The sequence below is a fragment of the Clostridium sp. HMP27 genome, assembly GCF_000765165.1.
In the GTDB taxonomy this organism is placed as follows: Bacteria; Bacillota; Clostridia; order Clostridiales; family Clostridiaceae; genus Clostridium_AK.
In genome coordinates, this window is the sequence record NZ_JMFY01000007.1 from 36,750 (window position 1) to 60,043 (window position 23,294).

The following is a 23,294-nucleotide window of genomic DNA, read 5'->3' on the forward strand; positions in this document are numbered from 1 at the left end:
ATGTATAATTTATGTGTGTATATAATACTAAGGAGGAACTTATGAAAAAGTCTAATAATTTATATACTAAGGCAATCAGCAAATACAACCATGGATATATAGATACTGCTTTGGAATTATGTGAAAAAAGTATAGCTTTAAATATAAATAATGCAGGTGCAATTAATTTAAAGGGACTTTTACTTTATTTGAAGGGGGACTTAGATAATTCAAGAATTCTTTGGAAAATGAATTTCCAAATAAATAGGGATAAGATAGCAAGTAGATATTTAGAGGATACACTAAAGGATAAAGAAAGATTTAATTTATATAAGGAAGCTCTAGAACTTATAAATAATTTAAACATTAATGAGGCTTACTTAAAATTAAAAAAGTGCGCTGAGAGTGATTTTAATTTCATAAATGTAAACAATTATTTGGCGTTATGCTGTATAAAAAAAGGCAATTATGATATGGCATTGCAATATTTAAATAAAGTAATACAAATGGATAAGAAGAATAGCTTTGCTTTAATGCAGAAAAAATCTGTAAAAAAATATGTAAATAATAATTCAAACTCTAAATACAAAGTAGCTGTAATATTATCTATTGTGGTTGTTACATTGGGATCTGCAATATTATTGAGATTTTTTAATAGTGATAATAAGCTATTATTTTATAAACAGGATAAAATAAAAGTTAGTGAAAATATAAGTTATAAACCAAAGGGAATTGAAGCAAAAGAAAATATTGAACCAAAAAACAATAATAGTAATAACATAGTAAAGGGAACTCAATTAAAGGAAGAGAAGTTTTCACAAAGTCAATTAAAAGAACTTATTAATAAAAAGGATTTCGAAAACTTACTAAGATATATAGAAAAGTGGAATAACAAAGATTTATCTATTAATGATAAAGCTCTATACAGTAAGGCTAGAGATTTATTAGAAAATGAAGGGGCACAATATTTCTATAACAAGGGACATGAATATCTAAAAAGTAATAAGTATAAAGAAGCGAAGTACTTTTTAGAAAGAGCTCAAAGCGTGGGTTCTAAGGCATATTTTTTACCAGATACTTTATATATGCTTGGGATTGTTCATGAAAGTATGGAGGATATAGAAAAATCAATATATTATTATAGCATTTATCATAGCAAATATCCAAATGGGGTTTATGAAGATGTAACCTTATATAAATTAGCATTATTATATAAAGATGTGGATATCAATAAATCAAAAAGCTATGCGTCTATATTAACTAGTAGATTTAAGGATTCTATGTATAATAACTCCCTTATAAAAGAAATACTAAATATGAAAAAGTAAATTGATAACTAATAATTATTATTAAATAGTATTGACTTGGCTAAAAAAGTGATATAAAATTATAATATATAATACCCTTTGGGGGTATATGGGAGGAGTAAGGATGGTAAAAGAAATAAAAGACAACAACTTTCAAGATGAGGTTTTAAAATCAAATATTATAACTGTAGTAGATTTTTGGGCACCTTGGTGTGGTCCTTGTAAAATGCTTGGACCTGTAATAGACGAAATATCTCAAGAGTTAAAAAATAAGGCTAAGTTTGTAAAGATAAATGTGGATGAGAATCCAACAGTTTCAAGCCAATATAGAATAGAAAGCATACCAACAGTGCTTGTATTTAAGGGTGGGAAAATAGTTGAAAACTTAGTTGGATTTAGACCAAAGCAAGCAATAAAGATGGCTATTGAAAGAAATTTTTAATACTATATGATAAAAAGAGGTGTAGTAAATGACTAAAAGATATGATATGGCTATAATAGGAAGCGGACCAGCGGGACTTTCTGCAGCTATAAATGCTAAGATAAGAAATAAGGAGTTTATTATATTTGGAACTGAAAATCTAAGTAATAAGCTGATTAAAGCACCTAAGGTAAATAATTATTTAGGGTTTTATGATGTAACTGGAAAAGAACTTAAAGATAACTTTAAGAATCATTTAAACTCAATGGACATACAGATAACAACTGAAAAAATTACAGCAGTTTATGGAATGGGGGATTATTTTGCAGTAATGGCTAATGATAAGACCTATGAAGCTACTACTGTGATAATCGCAACAGGAATGGAATTTACAAAACCATTAAAAGGTGAAGAAGAGTTACTTGGAAGAGGAGTAGGGTATTGTGCTACATGCGACGCACCCTTATATAAGGGAAAAGTTGTAACTATTATAGGATATAATAGAGAAGCAGAAGAAGAGGCCAATTTTGTAAGTGAGTTAGCTTCTAAGGTAAACTATGTACCTATGTACAAGGCGCAATACGATTTGAAAAATAGCATTGAATTAATAGAAGATAATCCTGTTGAAATACAAGGAGAAGCTAAAGTAGAAAAACTTATTCTAAAGACTTCTCAATTAGAAACAGATGGATTATTTGTGTTAAAGGACAGCGTATCGCCATCACAGTTAGTACCAGGACTTGAAATGGAGAATGGGCATATAAAAGTTGATAGAGAAATGAAGACAAATATACCAGGATGCTTTGCAGCAGGAGATTGTGCAGGAAAGCCGTATCAGTATCTAAAATCTGCTGGAGAAGGCCAAGTAGCAGCATTAAATGCTGTTTCATATATCGATTCGTTAAAAAAATAAGTTTATAATCAATGCTTTAAAGCCTATGAGAAACTTCTCATAGGCTAAGCTTATTTAAGTTAGTGTAGTAAAATTATTTTACTACAAAGAATACATGATTACCTATAACCTTTTTATTACTTTTATCGATATTTTTCATCCAGCCACAGGTAGCTATTTTGGGGTTATAAAAAAATACAGCTTTATTTGTAGGATCTTTACCCTTTAATGCATCAGTAACTGCATTAAAGCTATCTTTATCAGGAGTTAATTTGATAACTCCATTTTTCACACAAGAAAATGCATAAGGTTGTTTTATTACACCTGACACAGATTTAGGGAAACCAGGATTTTTTACTCTGTTTAATATTACAGATGCAACAGCAATTTTACCCTCATAAGGCTCGCCGCGGCTTTCTGCATAAACTACTTGAGCCATTAGATATATATCTTCACTAGTTATATAAATTTTACTTTTATTCTCTCCAAAAACTTCCACTGCAATACTTTGATCATTAAACAAGTCACAATCTATATCAGGTTGAGGCATAGCAGCCAAACTTGTAGTACTGGACAATAATAAAAGATAAGAAGTTAAAATTATACTGATTATCTTTTTCATATGTATTTCGCTCCTTTTACCGACGGGGTTAGCTGACGGATTAGGTAAAGGTTAACCTTCATAGTAAATATGATTCACCCCAAAACTTGGTTCCCCCGTGTTTTTTTACTTAGGCTAATGATATTGTGCCCGAAAAATCATAAAAAATACATATTAATTTATAGTATCTTCTTTAAATTTTTCATAGGATTGTACAAAAGAATTAAAGTTATTATTTAGTGTATTATAGGATGCTTCTGTTTCGTTATAAGTAGAAGTTACTTCCTTAGTATAATTAGATGTTTCTTTTTGATTTTGATATGAAATAACATCTAATTTAAAGCTTTGTATATATGAAATATAGTTATTTAAAGTAGTTAAAAATAATTCATATATATATACGGAGTTAGAAGGGACAGTTAGTTTAGAGAACTCAGTCTTTATCCCTTGAACTTGTTCTACATTTGAATCAACTATTTCCATCAATGAATCTAAACTGAGGTTTTTGTTTAATCTATCAACGTAATCATTATAATTCATTTTTATATCTATAAAGGAACTTAAAATTTCATCCATAGAATCAATAAATTCTTTATATTGCGCAGTATTAATTTCATTAGTTTTTCTAATTCTAATAAGGTCCTCTATATAAGAGATACAATTATTTATATAAGTTTTACTTTTATCAGTTAATGAAATACTTAATCTATTAGTATGGAAAAGTGAATAGTGGTAAAGACATTTATTATTAAGATTTTTTAAGGTTATTAAGGCCTTGTCCATATCTCCACCTTGAGGATTAGCAAATATAGCAACAAGTTGTTCGTATATATGTATATTATAATTTAGACCTTGTAATAAGTTGCTATATTCAGTAGCGTTTATAGTATTTGCTTCTATATTATTTAAGTTATTTTTAACTTCTTTTAATTCCTTTACTATGATTGGGAGTTCTTCTCTTGATTTTTCTATATCTATGCTCTGTTCTTTTGTTAAATTCCAAGTTTTATTATTAGTATTATTAATAGAGGTTATACTAATGTGTAATACTTTTTTAGGGCTATCTTTAGTAAAATTCTTTAATAATGAATAGGTGTTAAGTATATTACCTATAATTAGTAATAGGGCAAATGTTATTATGCCTATAATAAGCTTCTTGTTTTTCATTTTAATCCCCCCTTCTAGTTATAATATTCATTACAATTTAATAAAATTACTTCTAAAAAATTTTATTAATAATTTAATAAATTTTACTTAATAAATTATAAAAATTACTAAGTATAGTGTATAATTATTAATGTAATTAAAGAAATAAGGAGGTGAAGAAGCATTGGAGATATTACAGGTGATGATAAATTCAATAAAAAATATAAATGTGTCTTCTATATTAGATATTTTGGCGGTATCATATCTCTTTTATAAAGCATATATGTTAATCAGGGAAACTAGAGCAGAACAACTTTTAAAGGGAATTATACTTATAATAATATTTATTCCCATAAGTAAAGTATTAAGACTTGAAATGCTATATTGGATTTTAAGTAATACAATTACAATAGGGGTGCTTTCTTTTATTATCATATTTCAGCCTGAAATTCGTAGAGCTCTAGAACATATAGGAAGAAGTGCTTTTACTGACAAACATATTTTACAAGATGAGGAAGCAATGGCAAAGGTAATAGAGGAAATAGTTAATGCTGTAGAAAACTTATCTAGAGAAAAAACAGGGGCATTAATAGTAATCGAAAGATTGACAGGACTCGGTGAAATTATAAATACAGGAACTAAATTAGACTCACTAGTATCTTCAGCTCTCCTAGAAAACATATTTGTGGTAAATACTCCTCTTCATGATGGAGCAACTATAATAAGAAACGATAGAATAATTTCTTCGGGATGCTTTTTGCCACTTACAAGTAATAATGAATTAAATAGGGCACTGGGAACAAGGCATAGGGCAGCACTTGGTATATCCGAGAACTCAGATGCAATAATTATAGTAGTTTCAGAAGAAACAGGAACAATATCTTTGGCTGTTAATGGCAACTTAACTAGGAATTACGATAAGGCAAGACTTAAGGATATACTTATGAGAATAATTAAAAAGACTCAAAGTAAAAAATTAAATTTTAAAGAGCGGGTGGTAGCATGGATGAGAGAAACAAAAAAGAGCAGCTAATTATAAAAATATGCTGTCTTATTGCTGCTTTTGGATTATGGTTATATACTACCAACGTATTAAATCCTATAAGAACTTATAAAAAAAGTATTCCAGTAGTTTTAATGAATGCAGATGCAATAGGACAATCAAATTTAACTTTAATTCCTGGACAAAATCCTTCCATAACACTAACATTAAAGGGAACTGCAAATGACGTATATTCCGTTACAGAAAATCAATTTAAAGTAGTAATTGATTTAGGTGCCTATGTGTTAAAAAAAGGAGAAAATATTATCCCTGTAGAACTTAAAGAAATTCCAAACAATATTAAAGTAGTAAATACTGAAAATTTATGGGCAAAAGTTGAGATAGATGAACTTGAAGAAAAAGTAGTGCCTATTAAGACAGATATAGAAGGTAAAGCAAAAGAAGGATATTATGCCTTAAAAACAAATATAAATGAAAACTCTGCTAGAATAACGGGAGCAGCTAGATATGTTGAAAAAGTAGATGCGGTAGTTGCAAAGTATAATATAAGTAATAGAACTTCGGACTTGCAGCAATCAGTTTCATTAAAACCTGTAGATAAAAACAATAATGTTGTAGATTATGTAAAAGTAGAACCTTCATATGTGAATGTTAAGGTTCCAATAAAGAAAATAAAAAGCATTCCTATAACAGTTAAAACAACAGGAGAATTAGCGGATAGAATTTTAAATAGTATTATTTCTATTCCTAGCTCTATAGAGATAGCTGGAGAAGATGCCCTTATAAATTCTATTACATCTTTAAATACTGAAACAATAGACTTATCTACATCATCTAAAGATGAAATTGATATAAAATTAATAGTACCCGAAGGAGTTACTCTTATAAATAATAATGGATATGTAAAGGTTAAAATAACTTCAAATAATATTTTACAAAAGAGCATATCATCAACGATTAAATTTATTAATAAAAGTGAAGACTATGATGTAACGTCAGATATTTCACAGGTTAATATTATAATAAAGGGTACAGGAGATATTTTGAACAATATAACGACCATAGAAAGTTATATAGATTTAAATTCTTTAAAGGAAGGTACACATTCTCTTCCTATAGGTGTAAATATACCAAGTAACGTTAGTTTGGTTTCAGTGACTCCAAGTAATATAAATGTAACTATAAAGAAAAAGGTGGTAGAAACTATAAATGGCAATTAAAATAAACAACATAGCACTAGATATAGATGAAGATATATCAATTTTAAAATCTAAAGTAGCTAAAAAATTGAGACTTCCAGAAAAATATATAAAAGATTTTAAAATATTAAAAGAGTCTATTGATGCAAGGAAAAAAAATCTTATTAAGATTAATTATGCTGTAGAGATTACTTGTGATGATGAAGAAAAGGTAATTTTAAAAGCAAATGATAAAGATGTAAAAATAGAAGAACAAAATTATGAGGAGAATTTTCCCTTTGGAGAAAAAAAGTTAAGCCACAGACCGGTAATTATAGGCATGGGGCCAGCAGGGATGTTTGCTGGTCTTTTATTATCTCAAAAAGGGTATAATCCTATAATAGTGGAAAGAGGAGAAGCGGTAGAAGAAAGAAGTAAATCCATTGATAAGTTTTGGAAAGAGGGAATATTAAAGGAAGGTTCTAATGTTCAATTTGGTGAAGGGGGGGCAGGAACTTTTTCTGATGGAAAGCTAACTACTAGAATAAAGGATACAAGATGTGACTTTATTTTAGAAGAGTTTATAAGGTCTGGTGCACCAGAGGAAATAAAATATATGGGAAAACCTCATATTGGTACAGATATATTAAAAGAAGTTGTAAAAAATATTAGAAAAGAAATAATAAGACTTGGGGGAGAAGTTTACTTTAATCATCAAATGCAAGATCTTATTATTAAAGATGGTAACTTAAAAGCTATAGTAGCTAATGATAAAGAAATACCTTGTGAAGTTGTAGTGCTTTCTATAGGCCATAGTGCAAGAGATACCTATGAGCTTCTACATAATAAAAATATATTTTTAGAGCCTAAGCCCTTTGCAATAGGAGTGAGGGCAGAGCATGTTCAATCATTTATTGATGAAAATCAATATGGAAAATATGCAGGGCATCCAAGGCTTAGGGCAGCTGATTATAGGCTTGCATATACAAGTGACAAAACAGGAAGAGGAGTATATAGCTTTTGCATGTGTCCTGGAGGATATGTTGTAGCGGCTTCATCAGAGGAAAATAAAATTGTGACTAATGGAATGAGTTATCATAAAAGAGATGGCAAAAATGCTAATTCAGCAATAGTTGTATCTGTAAGCCCAGAAGATTTTGAAGGAAGCAGCCCATTAAAAGGAATGGAATTTCAAAGACATTATGAAAGTTTAGCATACAAAACCACAAATAGTTATATGGCACCAGTTCAGCTTTTAGGAGATTTTATGAAAAATGAGATAAGTAAGAGTATAGGCAAGGTAGAACCTACATATAAACCTGGATATGAGTTTTCAGACTTAAGAAAATGTCTACCATCCTATGTAATAGAATCCTTAAAGGATGGTTTCATAAACTTTGATAAGAAGATAAAAGGTTTTGGAGATAAGGACACAGTACTTACAGGAATAGAAACTAGAACTTCTGCTCCAGTAAGAATTACAAGAAATGAAGGCCTACAGAGTATTTCACTGAAGGGACTTTATCCAGCAGGAGAAGGAGCAGGATATGCAGGTGGAATAATATCTGCAGCAGTAGATGGATTAAGGGTAGCAGAAAGTATAATGAAGGAATGGGCACCTATAATATAATTAAAAGCTTTGATTTAGATAGTAGGTATAATCTACTTATTTAAGTCAAAGCTAAAAATTTAATAACTTAATTTTCTGAAAAACAGTGATTTTATGAAAATATTTGATACAATAAACATGAGATATTATAACAGTTTAGATAGTTAAAAATTTATCAATCATAAATAATTTTAAAGAGGTGTATTTCAATGATTAGAAGTTTTGATGAAGTTTTACAAAAGCTTAAAAGTCTTGAAACTAAAAAAGTAGCAGTAGCTGTAGCACAAGATGAGCCAGTTCTTGAAGCGGTTAGAGATGCAAAGAAGAATGGTATTGCGGATGCTATATTAGTAGGTCACAAAGCAGAAATAGAAAAGATAGCGGACAAAATAGGAATGGATTTAAGCAACTTTGAAATAATAGACGAGCCAAACGTTGCAAAAGCATCCTTAAAGGCTGTAGAATTAGTATCTACAGGAAAAGCAGATATGTTAATGAAAGGTTTAGTTGATACTGCAACTTTCTTAAGATCTGTTTTAAATAAAGAAATTGGACTTAGAACAGGAAAAACTATGTCCCACGTAGCAGTTTTTCAAACAGAAAAATTTGACAGATTATTATTATTAACAGATGTTGCATTTAATACATATCCTGAACTTAAGGAGAAAGTTGATATAATACATAATGCTGCTTCAGTTGCACATGCTCTTGGAATAGAAAAGCCTAAAGTTGCAGCAGTATGCGCTGTAGAGGTTGTAAATCCAAAGATGCCTGAAACTATAGATGCTTCTTTACTTGCAAAGATGAGCGATAGAGGACAGATTAAGGGATGCGTTGTAGATGGACCTTTCGCACTTGACAATGCATTATCTGAAGAAGCTGCAAAACATAAGAAGGTTACAGGAGAAGTAGCAGGTAAGGCAGATGTATTATTACTTCCAAATATCCATGCAGGTAACATAATGTATAAGACTTTAACTTATACAACTGATTCTAAAAATGGATGCTTACTTGTAGGAACAACTGCACCAGTTGTATTAACTTCTAGAAATGACAGCCATGAAACAAAGATGTATTCAATAGCTCTTGCAGCATTAGTAGCTGACAATATGAAGAAATAATTTATAATTATAATATATGGAGGTAACAAAATGTCATACAAATTATTGATAATAAACCCAGGTTCTACTTCTACAAAAATAGGTGTATTTGAAGATGAAAATTTATTATTTGAAGAAACTTTAAGACATTCTTCAGAGGAAATAGGAAGATATGAAACAGTATATGATCAGTTTCACTTCAGACAAGAAGTTATATTAAACGTACTAAAGGAAAAGGGATTTGATATAACTACTTTAAGTGCAGTAGTAGGAAGAGGCGGACTTTTAAAACCTATCGAAGGAGGCACATATGCTGTAAATGATGCTATGCTTCATGATCTTAAAGTAAGCGTACGTGGACAGCATGCTTCAAACTTAGGTGGAATAATTGCAAATGAAATTGCTAATTCACTTAATATACCATCATTTATAGTAGATCCAGTTGTTGTAGATGAACTTCAAGATGTAGCAAGAATTTCTGGTATGCCAGAAATAGAAAGAACTAGTATATTCCATGCTTTAAATCAAAAAGCTGTTGCAAGAAAATATGCTAAAGAACACGGAAAAGATTATGCAGATGTAAACTTAATAGTAGCTCACATGGGTGGTGGGTCATCTGTTGGAGCACATAAAAATGGAAGAATCATTGATGTAAACAATGCATTAGATGGAGAAGGTCCATTTTCACCAGAAAGAAGTGGCGGAGTTCCAATAGGAGATCTAGTAAGACTTTGTTACTCAGGAAAATATACTTTACCAGAAATGATTAAAAAGATAAATGGAAAAGGTGGTACAGTAGCTTACCTTGGAACAAATGACTTTAGAGATGTTGAAAATAAAGGATTAGAAGGCGGCGAAGAATATAAGGAATATAAGCTTATATTAGATGCATTTATATATCAAATGGGTAAAGAAATAGGAAAATGTGCAGCTGTTTTAGCTGGTAAAATAGACGCTATAATATTAACTGGAGGAATTGCTTACAGTAAATATGTAGTAGCTGAGATTAAAAAGATGGTTGAGTTTATGGCTCCTGTAGTACCATATCCTGGAGAAGATGAATTATTAGCATTAGCTCAAGGAGCAATAAGAGTACTATCTGGAGAAGAAAAAGCAAAAGAATATAAATAATTATATGTGATTATAGAGGTCTGGCAGTAAGTGCCAGACCTTTACTTTTGTCGAATTAACTAACAGGCATTCTGTTGAGATAATATATAAATTGTATTATAATAGGTCTATATGTTTGAATTTTAACAATAAAATTGCATAAACTTATATTACATAAAACATAGAAAAGAGAGGTATTATCTATGGATAGAATGTTTGGAACGGATGGAGTAAGAGGCATAGCAAACCAAGAGCTTACATCAAGACTTGCATACGATTTAGGAAGAGCAGGTGCACATATATTAACAGAAGGTACTCACAAGCCTAAAATTTTAGTAGGGATGGATACAAGAATATCAGGACATATGCTTGAAAGCGCATTAGTAGCAGGCATACTCTCTGTAGGAGCTGAGGCAGTTTGCGTAGGGATTGTACCAACTCCAGCTATAGCATATTTAACAAGAAAATATGGAGCAGATGCAGGGGTAGTAATTTCAGCATCTCATAATCCAGTTGAATATAATGGAATAAAGTTTTTTAACAAAAATGGATATAAACTTTCTGATGATTTAGAAGACAAGATACAAGCAGTAATAGAAGGAAACTTTGAAGGAGTACCTTCGCCTATAGGAGAAAATATAGGAAGAAAGATTGTTGAAGAAGCGGCTATTGAAGATTATATAGAATTTGCAAAGTCTACTATAGATACAGATCTAAAGGGATTAAAGGTTGCACTAGATTGTGCAAATGGAGCGGCTTATGAGACAGCAGTTCAAACCTTTAGGGCATTAGGAGCAGAAGTAGTAGTTATAAATAATGATCCTGATGGATTCAATATAAATAAAAACTGTGGATCTACTCATCCTGAAGAGCTAATGGATTACGTTGTAAAAAAAGGATGTGACCTAGGATTAGCTTTTGACGGGGATGCAGATAGATGTTTAGCAGTAGATGAAAATGGAAAATTAATAAATGGAGATTTTATAATGTCCATTTGTGCTAAATATATGAAGGATACAGGAAAACTAGATAAGGATACTATAGTTATAACTGTTATGAGTAATCTAGGCATGCACATAGCCATGAAAAGAGAAGGTATCAATTTTATAACTACTAAGGTAGGAGATAGATACGTGCTTGAAGAAATGGTTAAGGATGGATATAAAATTGGAGGAGAACAATCAGGACATATTATTTTCTTAGATTATAATACAACTGGAGATGGGCTTATTACAGGACTTCAATTATCAGCTATTATAAAAAATACTGGTAAGAAGTTATCTGAGCTTGCTTCTGTAATGAAAGAACTTCCTCAAGTACTTGTAAATGCAAAGATACCTAATGATAAAAAAGATATATATATAACAGATGAAGAAATAGCATCAGAAATTAAAGGTATAGAAGATAAAATGAAAGGTAACGGAAGGGTTCTTATAAGACCATCAGGAACAGAGCCGTTAGTGAGAGTAATGCTTGAAGGAGAAAATCAATCTGAAATAGATGAAATAGCACATTCCCTAGCTAAGTTAATAGAACAGAAGGCAAATGAATAACTAAAAGTATGTATAGTGAACATCTTATAATAAAAAGATGTTCACTAAAACTATTTCTGAAGTTTTTATTAAATTTTCATTTACCATTGACCAAATTCAATATAAAAAATATAATAGATTAGATGCCTTTTTATTAAAAAGGACAAAAGGGGTGATAGTTAAGTAGAAAATTTTGGATGGTTTAAATTTAAAGCGCCAGGACTTAAGTGGAGTTTTAAATCTGTGGCAATAAACGGATTTTGAATGAAACTTCGCTAATGCGGAGTAAGTTTGCCTAGACCAAATCATAGATTTGGAGGCTCACTCAAGTTGACGAGGATGGGGAGTATCGAATCTTCGGCGGGTGCCCCACGGTATCGCACTACCGTTAACGGCTTATAAAATCTAAAAGTGATTTTAGGCACAAAATAAGCTAGGTGTTAAAAACTTTCATATACCTAAGGTATATAATATTAAATTAAATTTGAAAGGAAGAATAAATTATGTGCGGAATAGTAGGTTATATAGGTAAAAGACAGGCGTCTTCACTTTTAGTTGAAGGGCTTTCAAAATTAGAATATAGGGGATATGATTCAGCGGGTGTTGCTATAATGGACACCGATAGTGATGATATCAATGTAGTAAAATGCAAAGGAAGACTTGCAAATTTAGAAGCGAAGTTAAATAATACTCCATTAGATGGAACACTTGGAATTGGGCATACAAGATGGGCTACTCATGGTGAGCCATCTGACTTAAATTCTCATCCTCATAGCAATTCAGATGAGACTATAAGTGTTGTTCACAATGGTATAATTGAAAATTATATAAATTTAAGAGAATGGTTAACTTCTAAGGGATATAAGTTCTTATCTGAAACAGATACAGAAGTTATACCTCATTTAGTAGATTACTACTATAAAGGGGACTTATTAGATGCAGTTATGAAGGCAGTTTCTAAAATGGAAGGAAGCTATGCTATAGGTGTTGTATGTAGTAAAGAACCTGATAAGCTTGTAGCAGTAAGAAAAGACAGTCCACTTATTGTAGGACTTGGAAAAGATGAGTGCTTTATTGCTTCTGATATACCAGCAGTATTAAATCATACAAGAGATATTTATCTTTTAAATGATAAAGAATTTGTTTTAATGACAAGAGATGGTATAAAGCTATTTACAGAGGACAAGGAAGAAATAAAAAAGGATATATATCATGTAACATGGAATGCTGATGCTGCTGAAAAGGGCGGATATGAAGATTTCATGCTAAAGGAAATTCATGAGCAACCAAAGGTTATAAAGGATACTATGACATCAAGAGTTATGCCTGGAAAACCAATTACTCTTGACGATATAACTATAACTCATGATCAGATAGAAAATATATCAAAGATTTATATAGTAGCATGCGGAACTGCTTATCATGCAGGAGTAGTTGGAAAATATGTTATAGAAAAGTTAGCAAGAATACCAGTTGAAATAGATATAGCTTCGGAATTTAGATATAGAAATCCTATCATAGATGAAAAGACATTAATGATAGTTATAAGTCAATCTGGTGAAACAGCAGATACTTTAGCAGCATTAAGAGAAGCTAGAATTCGTGGAGCAAGAGTTATTGCTGTAACTAATGTAGTTGGAAGTTCAGTTTCAAGAGAAGCAGATGACGTATTATATACTTGGGCAGGACCAGAAATTGCAGTTGCATCAACAAAGGCTTATGAAACTCAGCTTATAGCTATGTATATAATTGCTCTATACTTTGCTCAGCATAAGAAAACTTTAAGTGAAGAAGAGTTAGAAGGCTTAAAGGAAGAAATGCTTACACTACCTGAAAAAGCAGAAGAGTGCTTAAAGCATAAAGAAGTAATACAAAAATTTGCAGCAAAGACATACATGCATAAAGATATGTTCTTCTTAGGAAGAGGACTTGACTATGCGGTAGCTATGGAAGGATCCTTAAAGCTTAAGGAAATATCCTATATACACTCAGAAGCATATGCAGGTGGAGAATTAAAGCACGGTCCAATAGCTTTAATAGAAGATGGAACTATAGTTGTTGCACTAGCAACTCAAGATGATTTATTTGATAAGATGGTAAGCAACGTAAAGGAAGTTAAAACAAGAGGAGCCAGTGTCCTTGGAATAGCATTCGAAGGAAATGAAAGTATAGAAAAAACAGTGGATTCAGCGATTTATTTACCAAGAATAAATCCATTATTTGCACCATTACTTTCAGTAATACCTCTTCAATTATTCTCTTACTATTCAGCAGTACAAAAGGGTTGCGACGTTGATAAGCCAAGAAACTTAGCAAAATCAGTTACAGTAGAATAAGTTTTAGATAAATACAATTTTTATAACTAATAATAGAGTTTGATTGAGCCTCGTGAGAGTAATGAAGGAAAAATCCTTGAATACTTTCGCGAGGCTTTTGTTACCCTAAGATGAAGCTAACATTTATAAATGTAAGAAAACCATGAAAGGGTTAGATAGAATTTATTATGATTCATCACCATTAAAATTTAGGATGATGTCGAAATATTTGTATAAAAATTAGTTGTAATATGCAACAGTTTTGTATTACAATAAATACAGAGGTGATAAAATGAATAAAAAGGAAAGTCACTATTTAAGAGAATTAATTAGAGTTCTCGTTAGAGACTTAGGAATACTAGAAGAAAGTGAAGCTACATGTTGTGGAACAACAATTTCTCAATGTCATGCTATTGTTGAGATAGGTAGAAGTAGCGATATATCTCTAAATGAACTCGCTGAACTATTAGCACTAGATAAAAGCACTATGAGTAGAACTATTAATAAATTAGTAGACTCGGGTTTAGCAATTAGAGAGCTGCACCCCAAAGATAGAAGATACGTGTCAATTAAATTAACTGCTGAAGGAGTTAATATATTTCGGAATATTGAAAACAGCATGGACCAGTATTATCAAAAAATTTTTTCTTGTATACCAGAGGAAAAGAGAGAACAGGTATTAGAAAGTTTACAATTAATAATTAATGCGGCGAAACAAAATAAATGTTGCTAGTGAAAGGAGTATAAGGAATGGATAATAATATTAAACGTAAAGTTAAGTCCTATTATGGAGGTATTGCAAAGAAGGTAAGCAGCAAATCAAAGGCTTCCTGTGGTTGCGGAGCTGCTTGCTGCGGAGCCATTAGCGACAACTCAAACATTTATACAAAAGAATATCTAGATGGATTACCAGAGGATGTTGTAAATGCATCATTAGGATGCGCTAATCCAGTAGTTTTAGCAGCGCTTAAGAAAGGTGAAATAGTTTTAGATCTAGGAAGTGGTGGAGGAATAGATGCTTTCATATCTTCTAAGTATGTAGGTGCAGAAGGAAAAGTCTATGGCCTTGATATGACAGATGAGATGTTAGAATTAGCAAATAAAAACAAGATAAAAATGGGGGTAAGCAATGTAGAATTTATAAAAGGTTATATTGAGGACATTCCACTTGATAATGAAACTATAGATGTTATTACCTCAAACTGTGTAATAAACCTATGTGAAGATAAAGAAGTTGCTTTAAGAGAAGCTTATAGAGTTTTAAAACAAGGCGGAAGACTTGCTATTGCAGATATAGTTCAATTAAAGAAAGTTCCAGAAGATATTAGACAAAGTGCAGAAATGTGGGTAGGATGTATTGCAGGTGCATTAGATATAAATATTTATATACACATACTTAAAAAGGTTGGCTTTAAGGAAGTAGAGATTATACCAGTAAATATATACACTAAAGAAATCATTGAAGGTATAGCAAAGCAAAAGAATTTGAGTGATGTTTACAGTGAAATAGATGGTGATTTGATAGATGGTGCTTACGCGGGTGCTCATGTTAAAGCGTATAAATAAGTAATATATAGATTATAAGGCATCCACAGAATTAAAATTATAGAATACTAAAACAAAACTAAAATTAAAAATAAAGAGGTTTTTTTAATGAAGTTTAAATCTAGAAGAATTAAACTTACTTTTACATTGTTTTTCAGCATAATAATTGTAATTATATTTTTTATATGGCAAAATAACGATGTTGTTATAACAAAATACAGTCATATTAATTCTAAACTTCCTGAAGGCTTCGATGAATATAAAGTTCTTCAGATTTCAGATTTACACAATAAGAATTATCATAATAGATTATCAACAAAGGTAAAAGAAATTAATCCTGATATTATTGTAATCACTGGAGATTTGATTGATAGGCGAAATACTAGAATTGAGATAGCGTTAGAATTTGTGCATCAAATGGTTGAGGTAGCACCTACGTACTATGTTTCAGGAAATCATGAACAATTGTCTGGAGAATATAATAAACTTAAGGAACAGTTAGAAAAATTAGATGTAAAAATTATTGATAATTCCTATATTATATTAAATCAAGGAGGAAATAAGGTTGGATTAATTGGGATAGCCGACCCTGCAATACAGCAAAGTGAAGAAAATTATCTCTGGGATAATAACAGCGAATATGTTAAAAATAACCTTAAAGAATTGCTTGAAAATGTAGATGCAAATTTTAATATTTTACTTTCTCATAGACCAGAACAATTCAGTATATATAAAGATATGAATGTTAATTTGGTTTTCAGCGGCCATGCCCATGGAGGACAAATTAGAATTCCTTTTATTGGGGGACTAGTTGCACCAAATCAAGGCTTTTTTCCTAAATATACAGATGGAATATATAATGATGGAGTAACGACAATGGTTGTAAGCAGAGGGTTAGGAAACAGCATTTTTCCTCTGCGGGTTTTTAATCGACCAGAGTTAGTGGTGGTTACTCTGAAAAAACAGTAGGGGTATGGCTATGCACATCTATATAAATTAGGGGAGCTTATGGACGGTTTGAAAACTGTTACAAAAAAATTTAGTATGTAAGAAAAAAACTTAGATAAGAATAGAGTCGCTAGTGAAAATTAATTACTAGGGGCTTTCTTTATGTACTATTATAAAAAGTATTTTGATATAATGGTATTACCAGAAAATTGATGGGAAGTGGAAAATATGAAAAATGATTTTTATGACAGGTTGAGTATCAATCCAATAATAGCTGCTGTAAAGGACCTGACTACCCTAGATAAGGCTATAGAATCCCCTTGTGAGGTAATTTTTTTGCTTACGGGGAATATATGCAATATTAAAAATATAGTTAGTAGAGTAAAAGCAAAAGATAAAAAAATATATATACATATAGATTTAATGGAGGGATTTGCAAGAGATTCTTATGCATTAACCTATATAAAAGAAAATATAAAACCTGATGGAATAATAACAACTAAATCTAACTTAATAAAGATAGCTAAGGAACTAAAAATTTTCGCTATACAACGATTATTTATAATAGATAACTTATCTTTGAAAAGTGGAATACATTCTATAAATACTGTAAGACCAGATGCTATAGAAGTTATGCCAGGGGTTATGCCTAAAATAACAAAGGAGATAAAACGGCAGGTTAATGTGCCTATAATCACTGGAGGACTCATAAGTGACAAAGAAGACGTAATAGGAAGTATTAATGCAGGAGCACTAGGTATATCTACAAGTAAAGAATATATATGGAATATGTAGAAGAAAACATCATGAAAAGGTTTTCTAGGGCCCTTGACTATAAAAAAAGATAGTGTTATAATAAATATAAAAATATAATATTAAAAGGCAGAGTATAGAGAGCCATGATTTTAAAGGATATAAATTGGATATCCTTTTGAGTCATGGCTTTTTTTAATTAAAGGGGGAGGAAAAATATGTTTGATGTAGTTGTTATTGGAGCTGGGGTTATAGGCTGTAGTATCGCAAGGGAACTATCAAGATATAATTTGAAGATTTGTGTATTAGAAAAGGGAGCAGATGTAGCAACAGGCACGTCTAAAGCTAACAGCGGGATAGTACATGCAGGCTTCGATGCTAAGCCAAATACACTAAAAGGAAAGCTAAATGCAAAAGGAAATTCTATGTTTGATATGCTTTCAAAAGAATTGGACTTCCCATTTAAGAGAAATGGATCTTTAGTTTTATGTTTCGACCAAAATGATATTGATAAATTAGAGGAACTAAAGATAAAAGGTGAAAATAATGCTGTTCCAGGGATCAGAATATTAAATAAAGAAGAAGTATTAAAGTTAGAGCCAAGCATAAATGACAATATAGTAGCAGCTTTATATGCACCAACTGGAGGAATCGTATGTCCTTACGAGATGACTATAGCTTATGCTGAAAATGCATATACAAATGGGGTGGAATTCAAGTTAAATACTGAAGTTAAAAATATAAAAAAGTATCAAGAAGAATTTGTTATTGAGACCAGCAAAGGCAGTTTTAAGAGTAAAATGGTTATAAATGCAGCTGGATTATTTGCAGATGATTTAAATAATATGATAAGTAAAAATAAGATAAACATCATAGCTAGAAAGGGAGAATATTGTCTTTTTGATAAAACTGCAGGTGCTATGGCAACAAGAACTCTTTTCCAACTTCCAACAAAGATGGGTAAGGGAGTGCTAGTAACATCAACGGTAGATGGAAACTTGCTTATAGGACCCAATGCAGTAGATGTGGAAGATAAGTCAGATATATGCACATCTCAAGAAGGCTTAGACGATGTATTAGACAAAGCAAAAATAACTTTAAGAGAAGTTCCAATGAAACAAGTCATTACATCATTTTCAGGGCTTAGAGCTCACAGTACTATAGATGATTTTATAATATCAGAAGCTGAGGATGTAAAAGGATTTATAAATGTAGCAGGAATAGAATCACCAGGCCTTTCAAGTGCGCCAGCCATAGCAAATATGGTTGAAGATATGGTGGTTGAAAAGCTGTCTCCGACTAAAAATCAAAAGTTTAATCCTGTAAGACAAGGAATTCCTAAATTTAGAGAAATGAATAACGAAGAGAGAAAGAACTTAATTAGCAAGGACCCATCTTATGGAAAGATGATATGTAGATGTGAAACAGTAACGGAAGGAGAAATATTAAGTGCTATAAAAAGACCACTTGGAGCAAGAGACTTAGATGGAATTAAAAGAAGAACGAGAGCAGGTATGGGAAGATGCCAATCAGGTTTCTGCTCAACAAAGATAGTTACAATACTATCAAGAGAATTAAATATACCTGAAATTGAGATAACTAAGTTTGGTGGAGAATCTAGGTTGCTAATAGGTAGAAATAAAGAAATATAGTTTGGGGGAGTGGAAAATGAGACAGCACGATTTAGTGATAATAGGTGGAGGTCCTGCAGGTCTTGCTGCAGCAGTAGGGGCAAGAGAAGAAGGGATAGAAGATATATTAATATTGGAGAGAGACAATTGCCTTGGGGGAATACTAAATCAATGTATTCATAATGGATTTGGACTTCATACTTTTAAGGAAGAACTTACAGGACCAGAGTATGCTGAAAGATTCATAGATAAGGTAAAAGAAATGAATGTACCATATAAATTAAATACTATGGTTATAGATATAAACAAGGATAAAGTTATAACGGCAGTTAACGAAGAGGATGGCATTTTAGAAATCAAAGCAAAAGCTATAATTTTAGCTATGGGATGTCGTGAAAGACCAAGAGGAGCTATAAATATACCTGGAAGTAGATGTGCGGGTATATATTCTGCAGGGGCTGCTCAAAAGTTTGTAAATATTGATGGATACATGCCAGGTAAGGAAGTAGTTATCCTTGGTTCTGGAGATATAGGACTTATAATGGCAAGAAGAATGACTTTAGAAGGTGCTAAGGTCAAGGCTGTTGTTGAACTTATGCCATATTCGGGAGGACTTAAGAGAAATATTGTTCAATGTTTAGATGACTTTGGTATTCCGTTAAAGCTTGCCCATACTGTTACTGATATAAAAGGAAAAGACAGACTTGAAGGAGTTACTATAGCAAAGGTAGATGAAAATCGCAGACCTATAAAAGGAACAGAAGAGTACATTCCTTGTGATACTCTGCTTTTATCTGTAGGTCTTGTTCCAGAAAATGAGTTATCTGCAAAGGCTGATGTGGAGTTGTCACAAGTTACAGGAGGGCCAATAGTTAACGAAAGTCTTCAAACTAATATTGAAGGAGTTTTTGCCTGTGGGAATGTGCTTCATGTTCATGACTTAGTTGATTATGTCACAGAGGAAAGTGTAAATGCAGGAAAAAATGCTGTAAAATATATAAAGGGACAGACTTTTAATAAGGCAGGAATAGAGGTAATTGCAGCAAGTGGAGCTAGATACACTGTTCCTAAATTTATTAATCCAAAAAATATAGAGAATCTAATAGATCTAAGATTTAGAGTTGGAGATGTTTATAAAGATAATTATATTTCTGTTTATTTCGATGAAGTAAGAGAGATGCATATAAAGAAAAGAATACTTACGCCAGGGGAAATGGAAACAGTAAAACTTACAAAGGCACTATTTGAAAAACATCCGAATTGTAAGAAGATTACTGTTAAGGTGGAAGGAGAGTAATAGTTATGAGTGAGAAGAGAGAATTAACCTGCATTGGTTGTCCGGTAGGATGTATGTTAGAAGTTACATTAGAAAATGGAGTAGTAATAGATGTAAAGGGGAATACATGCCTAATAGGAAAGAACTATGCAGAAAAAGAGTGTACTAATCCTACAAGAATAGTTACTTCCTCTGTTAAAGTAAGAAATGGAGAGATTAATGCAGTTTCTGTAAAAACAGAGTCAGATATTCCAAAGAGCAAAATAATGCAGTGCATAGAAGAACTTAAAGGTATAATTGTGGAGGCACCCGTCGATATAGGTGATATTATAGTGGCAAATGTTGCTGAAACAGGGGTTAATGTTATTGCTACTAAGGGTATTGCAAAGCTAAACTAGATGGTATATAATACAAATATAGAGAATTATTAGAAAATATTTTGGTAAAATAAGATAGCGTAGGCGGAGATATGAGAGCCATTGTTAAGAAGGGGATAAAGTCCTTTTCTTAATGATGGCTTTTTTTAATCTTCATATTCAACCGCCTTATAAAAACGGTTTCAATTATATATTAGTTATTGAGTTTATATCAAATAGATATAAATTTAATATAAAAAATAACAAGGACTAAGGGGGAGTAGTTATGTCTAGTCTTATGGGTGAGTTTTTAGGGACAATGCTGTTGATTCTACTAGGTGATGGTGTAGTGGCAGGTGTAGCTTTGAACAAAAGTAAAGCCCAAAATGCTGGATGGATGGTTGTAACCGCTGCCTGGGCATGCGCAGTTGCAATTCCAGCATTCATATTTGGCTCTGTAAGTGGGGCACATTTTAATCCAGCACTTACAATAGCTTTAGCGGCCATTGGGAATTTTTCTTGGGCACAAGTTCCAGGATATATAATCGCTCAATTTTTAGGAGCTATTGTAGGAGCTACTTTAGTATGGCTTGCTTATTTACCACATTGGGCAGAAACAGAAGATAAGTCAGCAAAACTGGGAGTATTTTGTACAGCACCAGCAATAAGAAATACTACAGGAAATCTTATAACTGAAATAATAGGTACTTTTGTATTAGTATTTGGAATTTTAGGACTTGGTCAAGTTAAGATGGCAGATGGACTTGGAACTTTAGCAGTAGGATTGTTGATATTAGTTATAGGTCTTTCTTTAGGAGCACCTACAGGATATGCTATAAATCCAGCTAGAGATTTAGGACCTCGTATAGCACATGCAATACTTCCGATAGCAGGAAAGGGAGATTCTGATTGGGGATATTCATGGATACCAGTTATAGGACCAATTATAGGAGCATTAATTGGAGCTATATTATTTGTAATAGTATTTTAATGTAAATGTTATTAATCAATATTGGATAATATGAAAACCTTTAAATAAGTATTTGGGAATGAAGGGGAGGAAAATAAAATGGAAAAAGAAAAGTATATAATGGCGCTAGATCAAGGTACAACAAGTTCAAGATGTATAATATTCAATAAGCAAGGGGAAATAGTTGCCGTATCACAAAAAGAATTTACTCAAATATATCCCAAAGCAGGTTGGGTTGAGCATAATGCAATGGAAATTTGGGGAACACAGGCTGGTGTTGCAGGAGAAGCATTAGCAAAGGCAAGTCTAGATGCAACTGATATAGCATCCATAGGTATTACCAATCAAAGAGAAACGGTAGTAGTGTGGAATAAGAGAACAGGGATCCCTGTATATAATGCTATTGTATGGCAATGTAGAAGAACTGCAGAATATTGTGATGAGTTAAGAGGAAAAGGCTTTGATAAAGTAGTAAAGGATAAGACAGGCCTTATTTTAGATGCATATTTCTCAGGAACAAAGGTTAAATGGATACTAGATAATGTTCCAGGAGCTAGGGAAAAAGCAGAAAATGGAGAATTACTTTTCGGTAATATAGATACATGGCTAATTTGGAATTTAACAAAGGGAAAGGTTCATGCAACTGATTATACAAATGCCTCAAGAACAATGCTTTACAATATACATGAACTAAAATGGGATGATGAACTTTTAGAAGAACTTAATATACCAAAATCAATGCTTCCAGAAGTAAAACCTTCCAGCGCTATCTATGGAGAAACTGATGAACTTATATTTGGATCACCAATTACAATAGGTGGAGTTGCTGGAGACCAACAAGCAGCATTATTCGGACAAGTTTGTTGTTCAGAAGGTATGGCTAAGAACACATACGGAACAGGATGTTTCTTGCTTATGAATACTGGAAAGAAGCCTGTAGAATCTAAAAACGGATTGCTTACGACTATGGCTGCCTGCTATAATGGAACTCCAGAATATGCTCTTGAAGGAAGTATATTTGTAGGTGGAGCAGTTATTCAATGGATTCGTGATGAGCTTAGAATGATTAAAAGTGCAGCAGAGTCTGAAAAATATGCAGAAGCAGTTGAAGATTCTAATGGAGTATATGTAGTGCCAGCTTTTGTTGGACTTGGAGCACCTTATTGGGATGCATACGCAAGAGGAACTATAGTAGGACTTACAAGAGGAGCTAAGAAGGAACACTTTATAAGAGCAGCATTAGAATCTTTAGCATATCAAACACATGATGTATTAAAGGCTATGGAAGAAGATTCAGGAGTAAAATTACAGACATTAAAGGTTGATGGAGGAGCATGTGCTAACAATTTCTTAATGCAGTTCCAAGCTGATATATTAGATACACCAGTTCAAAGACCAGAAGTTATAGAAACTACAGCACTTGGTGCAGCATATTTGGCAGGGCTTGCAGTGAAATACTGGAATGATTTAGATGATATATGTTCAAGCTGTAAGACATCAAAGACTTTCACACCTAACATGGAAGAAGAAAAGAGAGAAAAGCTTGTTGCTGGATGGCATAAGGCAGTTGGGAGATCACAGGAATGGGAAAAATAATTAAATAAATTAAAGTTGAAGATGGA

The 23,294-nt window shown here is 32.0% G+C and carries 21 protein-coding genes and 1 riboswitch; of the genes, 19 read left to right on the forward strand and 2 right to left on the reverse strand.

Features of this window, described 5'->3' with window-relative positions; genetic code table 11:
- The first annotated feature begins 41 nt into the window (after positions 1–41).
- The 3 genes from DP68_RS04180 (at position 42) to DP68_RS04190 (ending at position 2,620) form a co-directional block, all read left to right on the forward strand.
- Positions 42–1,307 (forward strand): tetratricopeptide repeat protein, encoded by a 1,266-nt coding sequence (locus tag DP68_RS04180; RefSeq protein WP_035306552.1) that lies wholly within the window; start codon positions 42–44, stop codon positions 1,305–1,307.
- A gap of 103 nt (positions 1,308–1,410) precedes the next feature.
- On the forward strand, positions 1,411–1,728 hold the full coding sequence (trxA, locus tag DP68_RS04185; protein ID WP_035306554.1) for a thioredoxin: 318 nt from the start codon (positions 1,411–1,413) through the stop codon (positions 1,726–1,728).
- Between the two features lie 28 nt (positions 1,729–1,756).
- Positions 1,757–2,620, forward strand: coding sequence for an NAD(P)/FAD-dependent oxidoreductase (locus DP68_RS04190; RefSeq protein ID WP_035306556.1), 864 nt, complete (start codon positions 1,757–1,759; stop codon positions 2,618–2,620).
- A 73-nt stretch (positions 2,621–2,693) separates the two neighbouring features.
- On the opposite strand, the gene DP68_RS04195 is transcribed toward DP68_RS04190, so the two are convergent.
- Complete coding sequence (locus DP68_RS04195) at positions 2,694–3,221, reverse strand: cell wall hydrolase (protein ID WP_035306558.1); 528 nt, start codon at positions 3,219–3,221, stop codon at positions 2,694–2,696.
- Between the two features lie 3 nt (positions 3,222–3,224).
- Positions 3,225–3,347: riboswitch (cyclic di-AMP (ydaO/yuaA leader) on the reverse strand.
- A gap of 27 nt (positions 3,348–3,374) precedes the next feature.
- Positions 3,375–4,367 (reverse strand): hypothetical protein, encoded by a 993-nt coding sequence (locus DP68_RS04200; RefSeq protein ID WP_035306560.1) that lies wholly within the window; start codon positions 4,365–4,367, stop codon positions 3,375–3,377.
- Positions 4,368–4,530: 163 nt separating this feature from the next.
- On the opposite strand from DP68_RS04200, the gene cdaA reads away from it, so the two are divergent.
- From cdaA to glpK, 16 genes are all read left to right on the forward strand, one after another.
- Positions 4,531–5,379 (forward strand): diadenylate cyclase CdaA, encoded by an 849-nt coding sequence (cdaA, locus tag DP68_RS04205; protein ID WP_035306562.1) that lies wholly within the window; start codon positions 4,531–4,533, stop codon positions 5,377–5,379.
- A complete protein-coding gene (locus DP68_RS04210) occupies positions 5,349–6,569 on the forward strand; it encodes a CdaR family protein (protein WP_035306564.1) in 1,221 nt (406 codons plus the stop codon). The genes cdaA and DP68_RS04210 overlap by 31 nt, the downstream gene beginning before the upstream one ends.
- Positions 6,559–8,157 (forward strand): FAD-dependent protein, encoded by a 1,599-nt coding sequence (locus tag DP68_RS04215; protein ID WP_035306565.1) that lies wholly within the window; start codon positions 6,559–6,561, stop codon positions 8,155–8,157. The genes DP68_RS04210 and DP68_RS04215 overlap by 11 nt, the downstream gene beginning before the upstream one ends.
- Before the next feature lie 188 nt (positions 8,158–8,345).
- The gene (ptb, locus tag DP68_RS04220; protein WP_035306567.1) at positions 8,346–9,257 is read left to right on the forward strand and encodes a phosphate butyryltransferase; all 912 of its coding nucleotides are present in this window, start codon (positions 8,346–8,348) and stop codon (positions 9,255–9,257) included.
- 30 nt (positions 9,258–9,287) lie between these two features.
- The gene (buk, locus tag DP68_RS04225; RefSeq protein WP_035306569.1) at positions 9,288–10,367 is read left to right on the forward strand and encodes a butyrate kinase; all 1,080 of its coding nucleotides are present in this window, start codon (positions 9,288–9,290) and stop codon (positions 10,365–10,367) included.
- Between the two features lie 182 nt (positions 10,368–10,549).
- Positions 10,550–11,899 (forward strand): phosphoglucosamine mutase, encoded by a 1,350-nt coding sequence (gene glmM, locus DP68_RS04230; RefSeq protein ID WP_035306571.1) that lies wholly within the window; start codon positions 10,550–10,552, stop codon positions 11,897–11,899.
- A gap of 482 nt (positions 11,900–12,381) precedes the next feature.
- Positions 12,382–14,214, forward strand: coding sequence for a glutamine--fructose-6-phosphate transaminase (isomerizing) (gene glmS / locus DP68_RS04235; RefSeq protein WP_035306573.1), 1,833 nt, complete (start codon positions 12,382–12,384; stop codon positions 14,212–14,214).
- A 271-nt stretch (positions 14,215–14,485) separates the two neighbouring features.
- A complete protein-coding gene (locus DP68_RS04240; RefSeq protein ID WP_035306574.1) occupies positions 14,486–14,926 on the forward strand; it encodes a MarR family winged helix-turn-helix transcriptional regulator in 441 nt (146 codons plus the stop codon).
- A gap of 17 nt (positions 14,927–14,943) precedes the next feature.
- Complete coding sequence (gene arsM / locus DP68_RS04245; RefSeq protein ID WP_035306575.1) at positions 14,944–15,759, forward strand: arsenite methyltransferase; 816 nt, start codon at positions 14,944–14,946, stop codon at positions 15,757–15,759.
- A gap of 87 nt (positions 15,760–15,846) precedes the next feature.
- A complete protein-coding gene (locus DP68_RS04250; protein WP_035306576.1) occupies positions 15,847–16,707 on the forward strand; it encodes a metallophosphoesterase in 861 nt (286 codons plus the stop codon).
- A 207-nt stretch (positions 16,708–16,914) separates the two neighbouring features.
- Complete coding sequence (locus DP68_RS04255; RefSeq protein ID WP_035306578.1) at positions 16,915–17,481, forward strand: glycerol-3-phosphate responsive antiterminator; 567 nt, start codon at positions 16,915–16,917, stop codon at positions 17,479–17,481.
- A gap of 176 nt (positions 17,482–17,657) precedes the next feature.
- A complete protein-coding gene (locus tag DP68_RS04260) occupies positions 17,658–19,091 on the forward strand; it encodes an NAD(P)/FAD-dependent oxidoreductase (protein ID WP_035306580.1) in 1,434 nt (477 codons plus the stop codon).
- Positions 19,092–19,107: 16 nt separating this feature from the next.
- Positions 19,108–20,367 carry an FAD-dependent oxidoreductase gene (locus DP68_RS04265; RefSeq protein ID WP_035306582.1) on the forward strand — a complete coding sequence of 420 codons (1,260 nt, stop codon included), beginning with the start codon at positions 19,108–19,110 and terminating at the stop codon, positions 20,365–20,367.
- A gap of 5 nt (positions 20,368–20,372) precedes the next feature.
- Positions 20,373–20,744: a DUF1667 domain-containing protein gene (locus DP68_RS04270; RefSeq protein WP_035306584.1), complete on the forward strand. Its 372-nt coding sequence runs from the start codon at positions 20,373–20,375 to the stop codon at positions 20,742–20,744.
- Between the two features lie 244 nt (positions 20,745–20,988).
- Complete coding sequence (locus DP68_RS04275; protein WP_035306587.1) at positions 20,989–21,693, forward strand: MIP/aquaporin family protein; 705 nt, start codon at positions 20,989–20,991, stop codon at positions 21,691–21,693.
- Between the two features lie 78 nt (positions 21,694–21,771).
- Positions 21,772–23,268, forward strand: coding sequence for a glycerol kinase GlpK (gene glpK, locus DP68_RS04280; RefSeq protein WP_035306589.1), 1,497 nt, complete (start codon positions 21,772–21,774; stop codon positions 23,266–23,268).
- The last annotated feature ends 26 nt before the right edge of the window (positions 23,269–23,294 follow it).

Coding starts and splice junctions, on each gene's coding strand:
- DP68_RS04270 (WP_035306584.1), top strand. CDS start 20,373: ATGAGTGAGAAGAGAGAATTAACCTGCATTGGTTGTCCGGTAGGATGT.
- DP68_RS04275 (WP_035306587.1), top strand. CDS start 20,989: ATGTCTAGTCTTATGGGTGAGTTTTTAGGGACAATGCTGTTGATTCTA.
- buk (WP_035306569.1), top strand. CDS start 9,288: ATGTCATACAAATTATTGATAATAAACCCAGGTTCTACTTCTACAAAA.
- ptb (WP_035306567.1), top strand. CDS start 8,346: ATGATTAGAAGTTTTGATGAAGTTTTACAAAAGCTTAAAAGTCTTGAA.
- DP68_RS04190 (WP_035306556.1), top strand. CDS start 1,757: ATGACTAAAAGATATGATATGGCTATAATAGGAAGCGGACCAGCGGGA.
- DP68_RS04255 (WP_035306578.1), top strand. CDS start 16,915: ATGAAAAATGATTTTTATGACAGGTTGAGTATCAATCCAATAATAGCT.
- DP68_RS04215 (WP_035306565.1), top strand. CDS start 6,559: ATGGCAATTAAAATAAACAACATAGCACTAGATATAGATGAAGATATA.
- trxA (WP_035306554.1), top strand. CDS start 1,411: ATGGTAAAAGAAATAAAAGACAACAACTTTCAAGATGAGGTTTTAAAA.
- arsM (WP_035306575.1), top strand. CDS start 14,944: ATGGATAATAATATTAAACGTAAAGTTAAGTCCTATTATGGAGGTATT.
- DP68_RS04200 (WP_035306560.1), bottom strand. CDS start 4,367: ATGAAAAACAAGAAGCTTATTATAGGCATAATAACATTTGCCCTATTA.
- glmM (WP_035306571.1), top strand. CDS start 10,550: ATGGATAGAATGTTTGGAACGGATGGAGTAAGAGGCATAGCAAACCAA.
- DP68_RS04240 (WP_035306574.1), top strand. CDS start 14,486: ATGAATAAAAAGGAAAGTCACTATTTAAGAGAATTAATTAGAGTTCTC.
- DP68_RS04260 (WP_035306580.1), top strand. CDS start 17,658: ATGTTTGATGTAGTTGTTATTGGAGCTGGGGTTATAGGCTGTAGTATC.
- glpK (WP_035306589.1), top strand. CDS start 21,772: ATGGAAAAAGAAAAGTATATAATGGCGCTAGATCAAGGTACAACAAGT.
- DP68_RS04250 (WP_035306576.1), top strand. CDS start 15,847: ATGAAGTTTAAATCTAGAAGAATTAAACTTACTTTTACATTGTTTTTC.
- glmS (WP_035306573.1), top strand. CDS start 12,382: ATGTGCGGAATAGTAGGTTATATAGGTAAAAGACAGGCGTCTTCACTT.
- DP68_RS04195 (WP_035306558.1), bottom strand. CDS start 3,221: ATGAAAAAGATAATCAGTATAATTTTAACTTCTTATCTTTTATTATTG.
- DP68_RS04210 (WP_035306564.1), top strand. CDS start 5,349: ATGGATGAGAGAAACAAAAAAGAGCAGCTAATTATAAAAATATGCTGT.
- DP68_RS04265 (WP_035306582.1), top strand. CDS start 19,108: ATGAGACAGCACGATTTAGTGATAATAGGTGGAGGTCCTGCAGGTCTT.
- DP68_RS04180 (WP_035306552.1), top strand. CDS start 42: ATGAAAAAGTCTAATAATTTATATACTAAGGCAATCAGCAAATACAAC.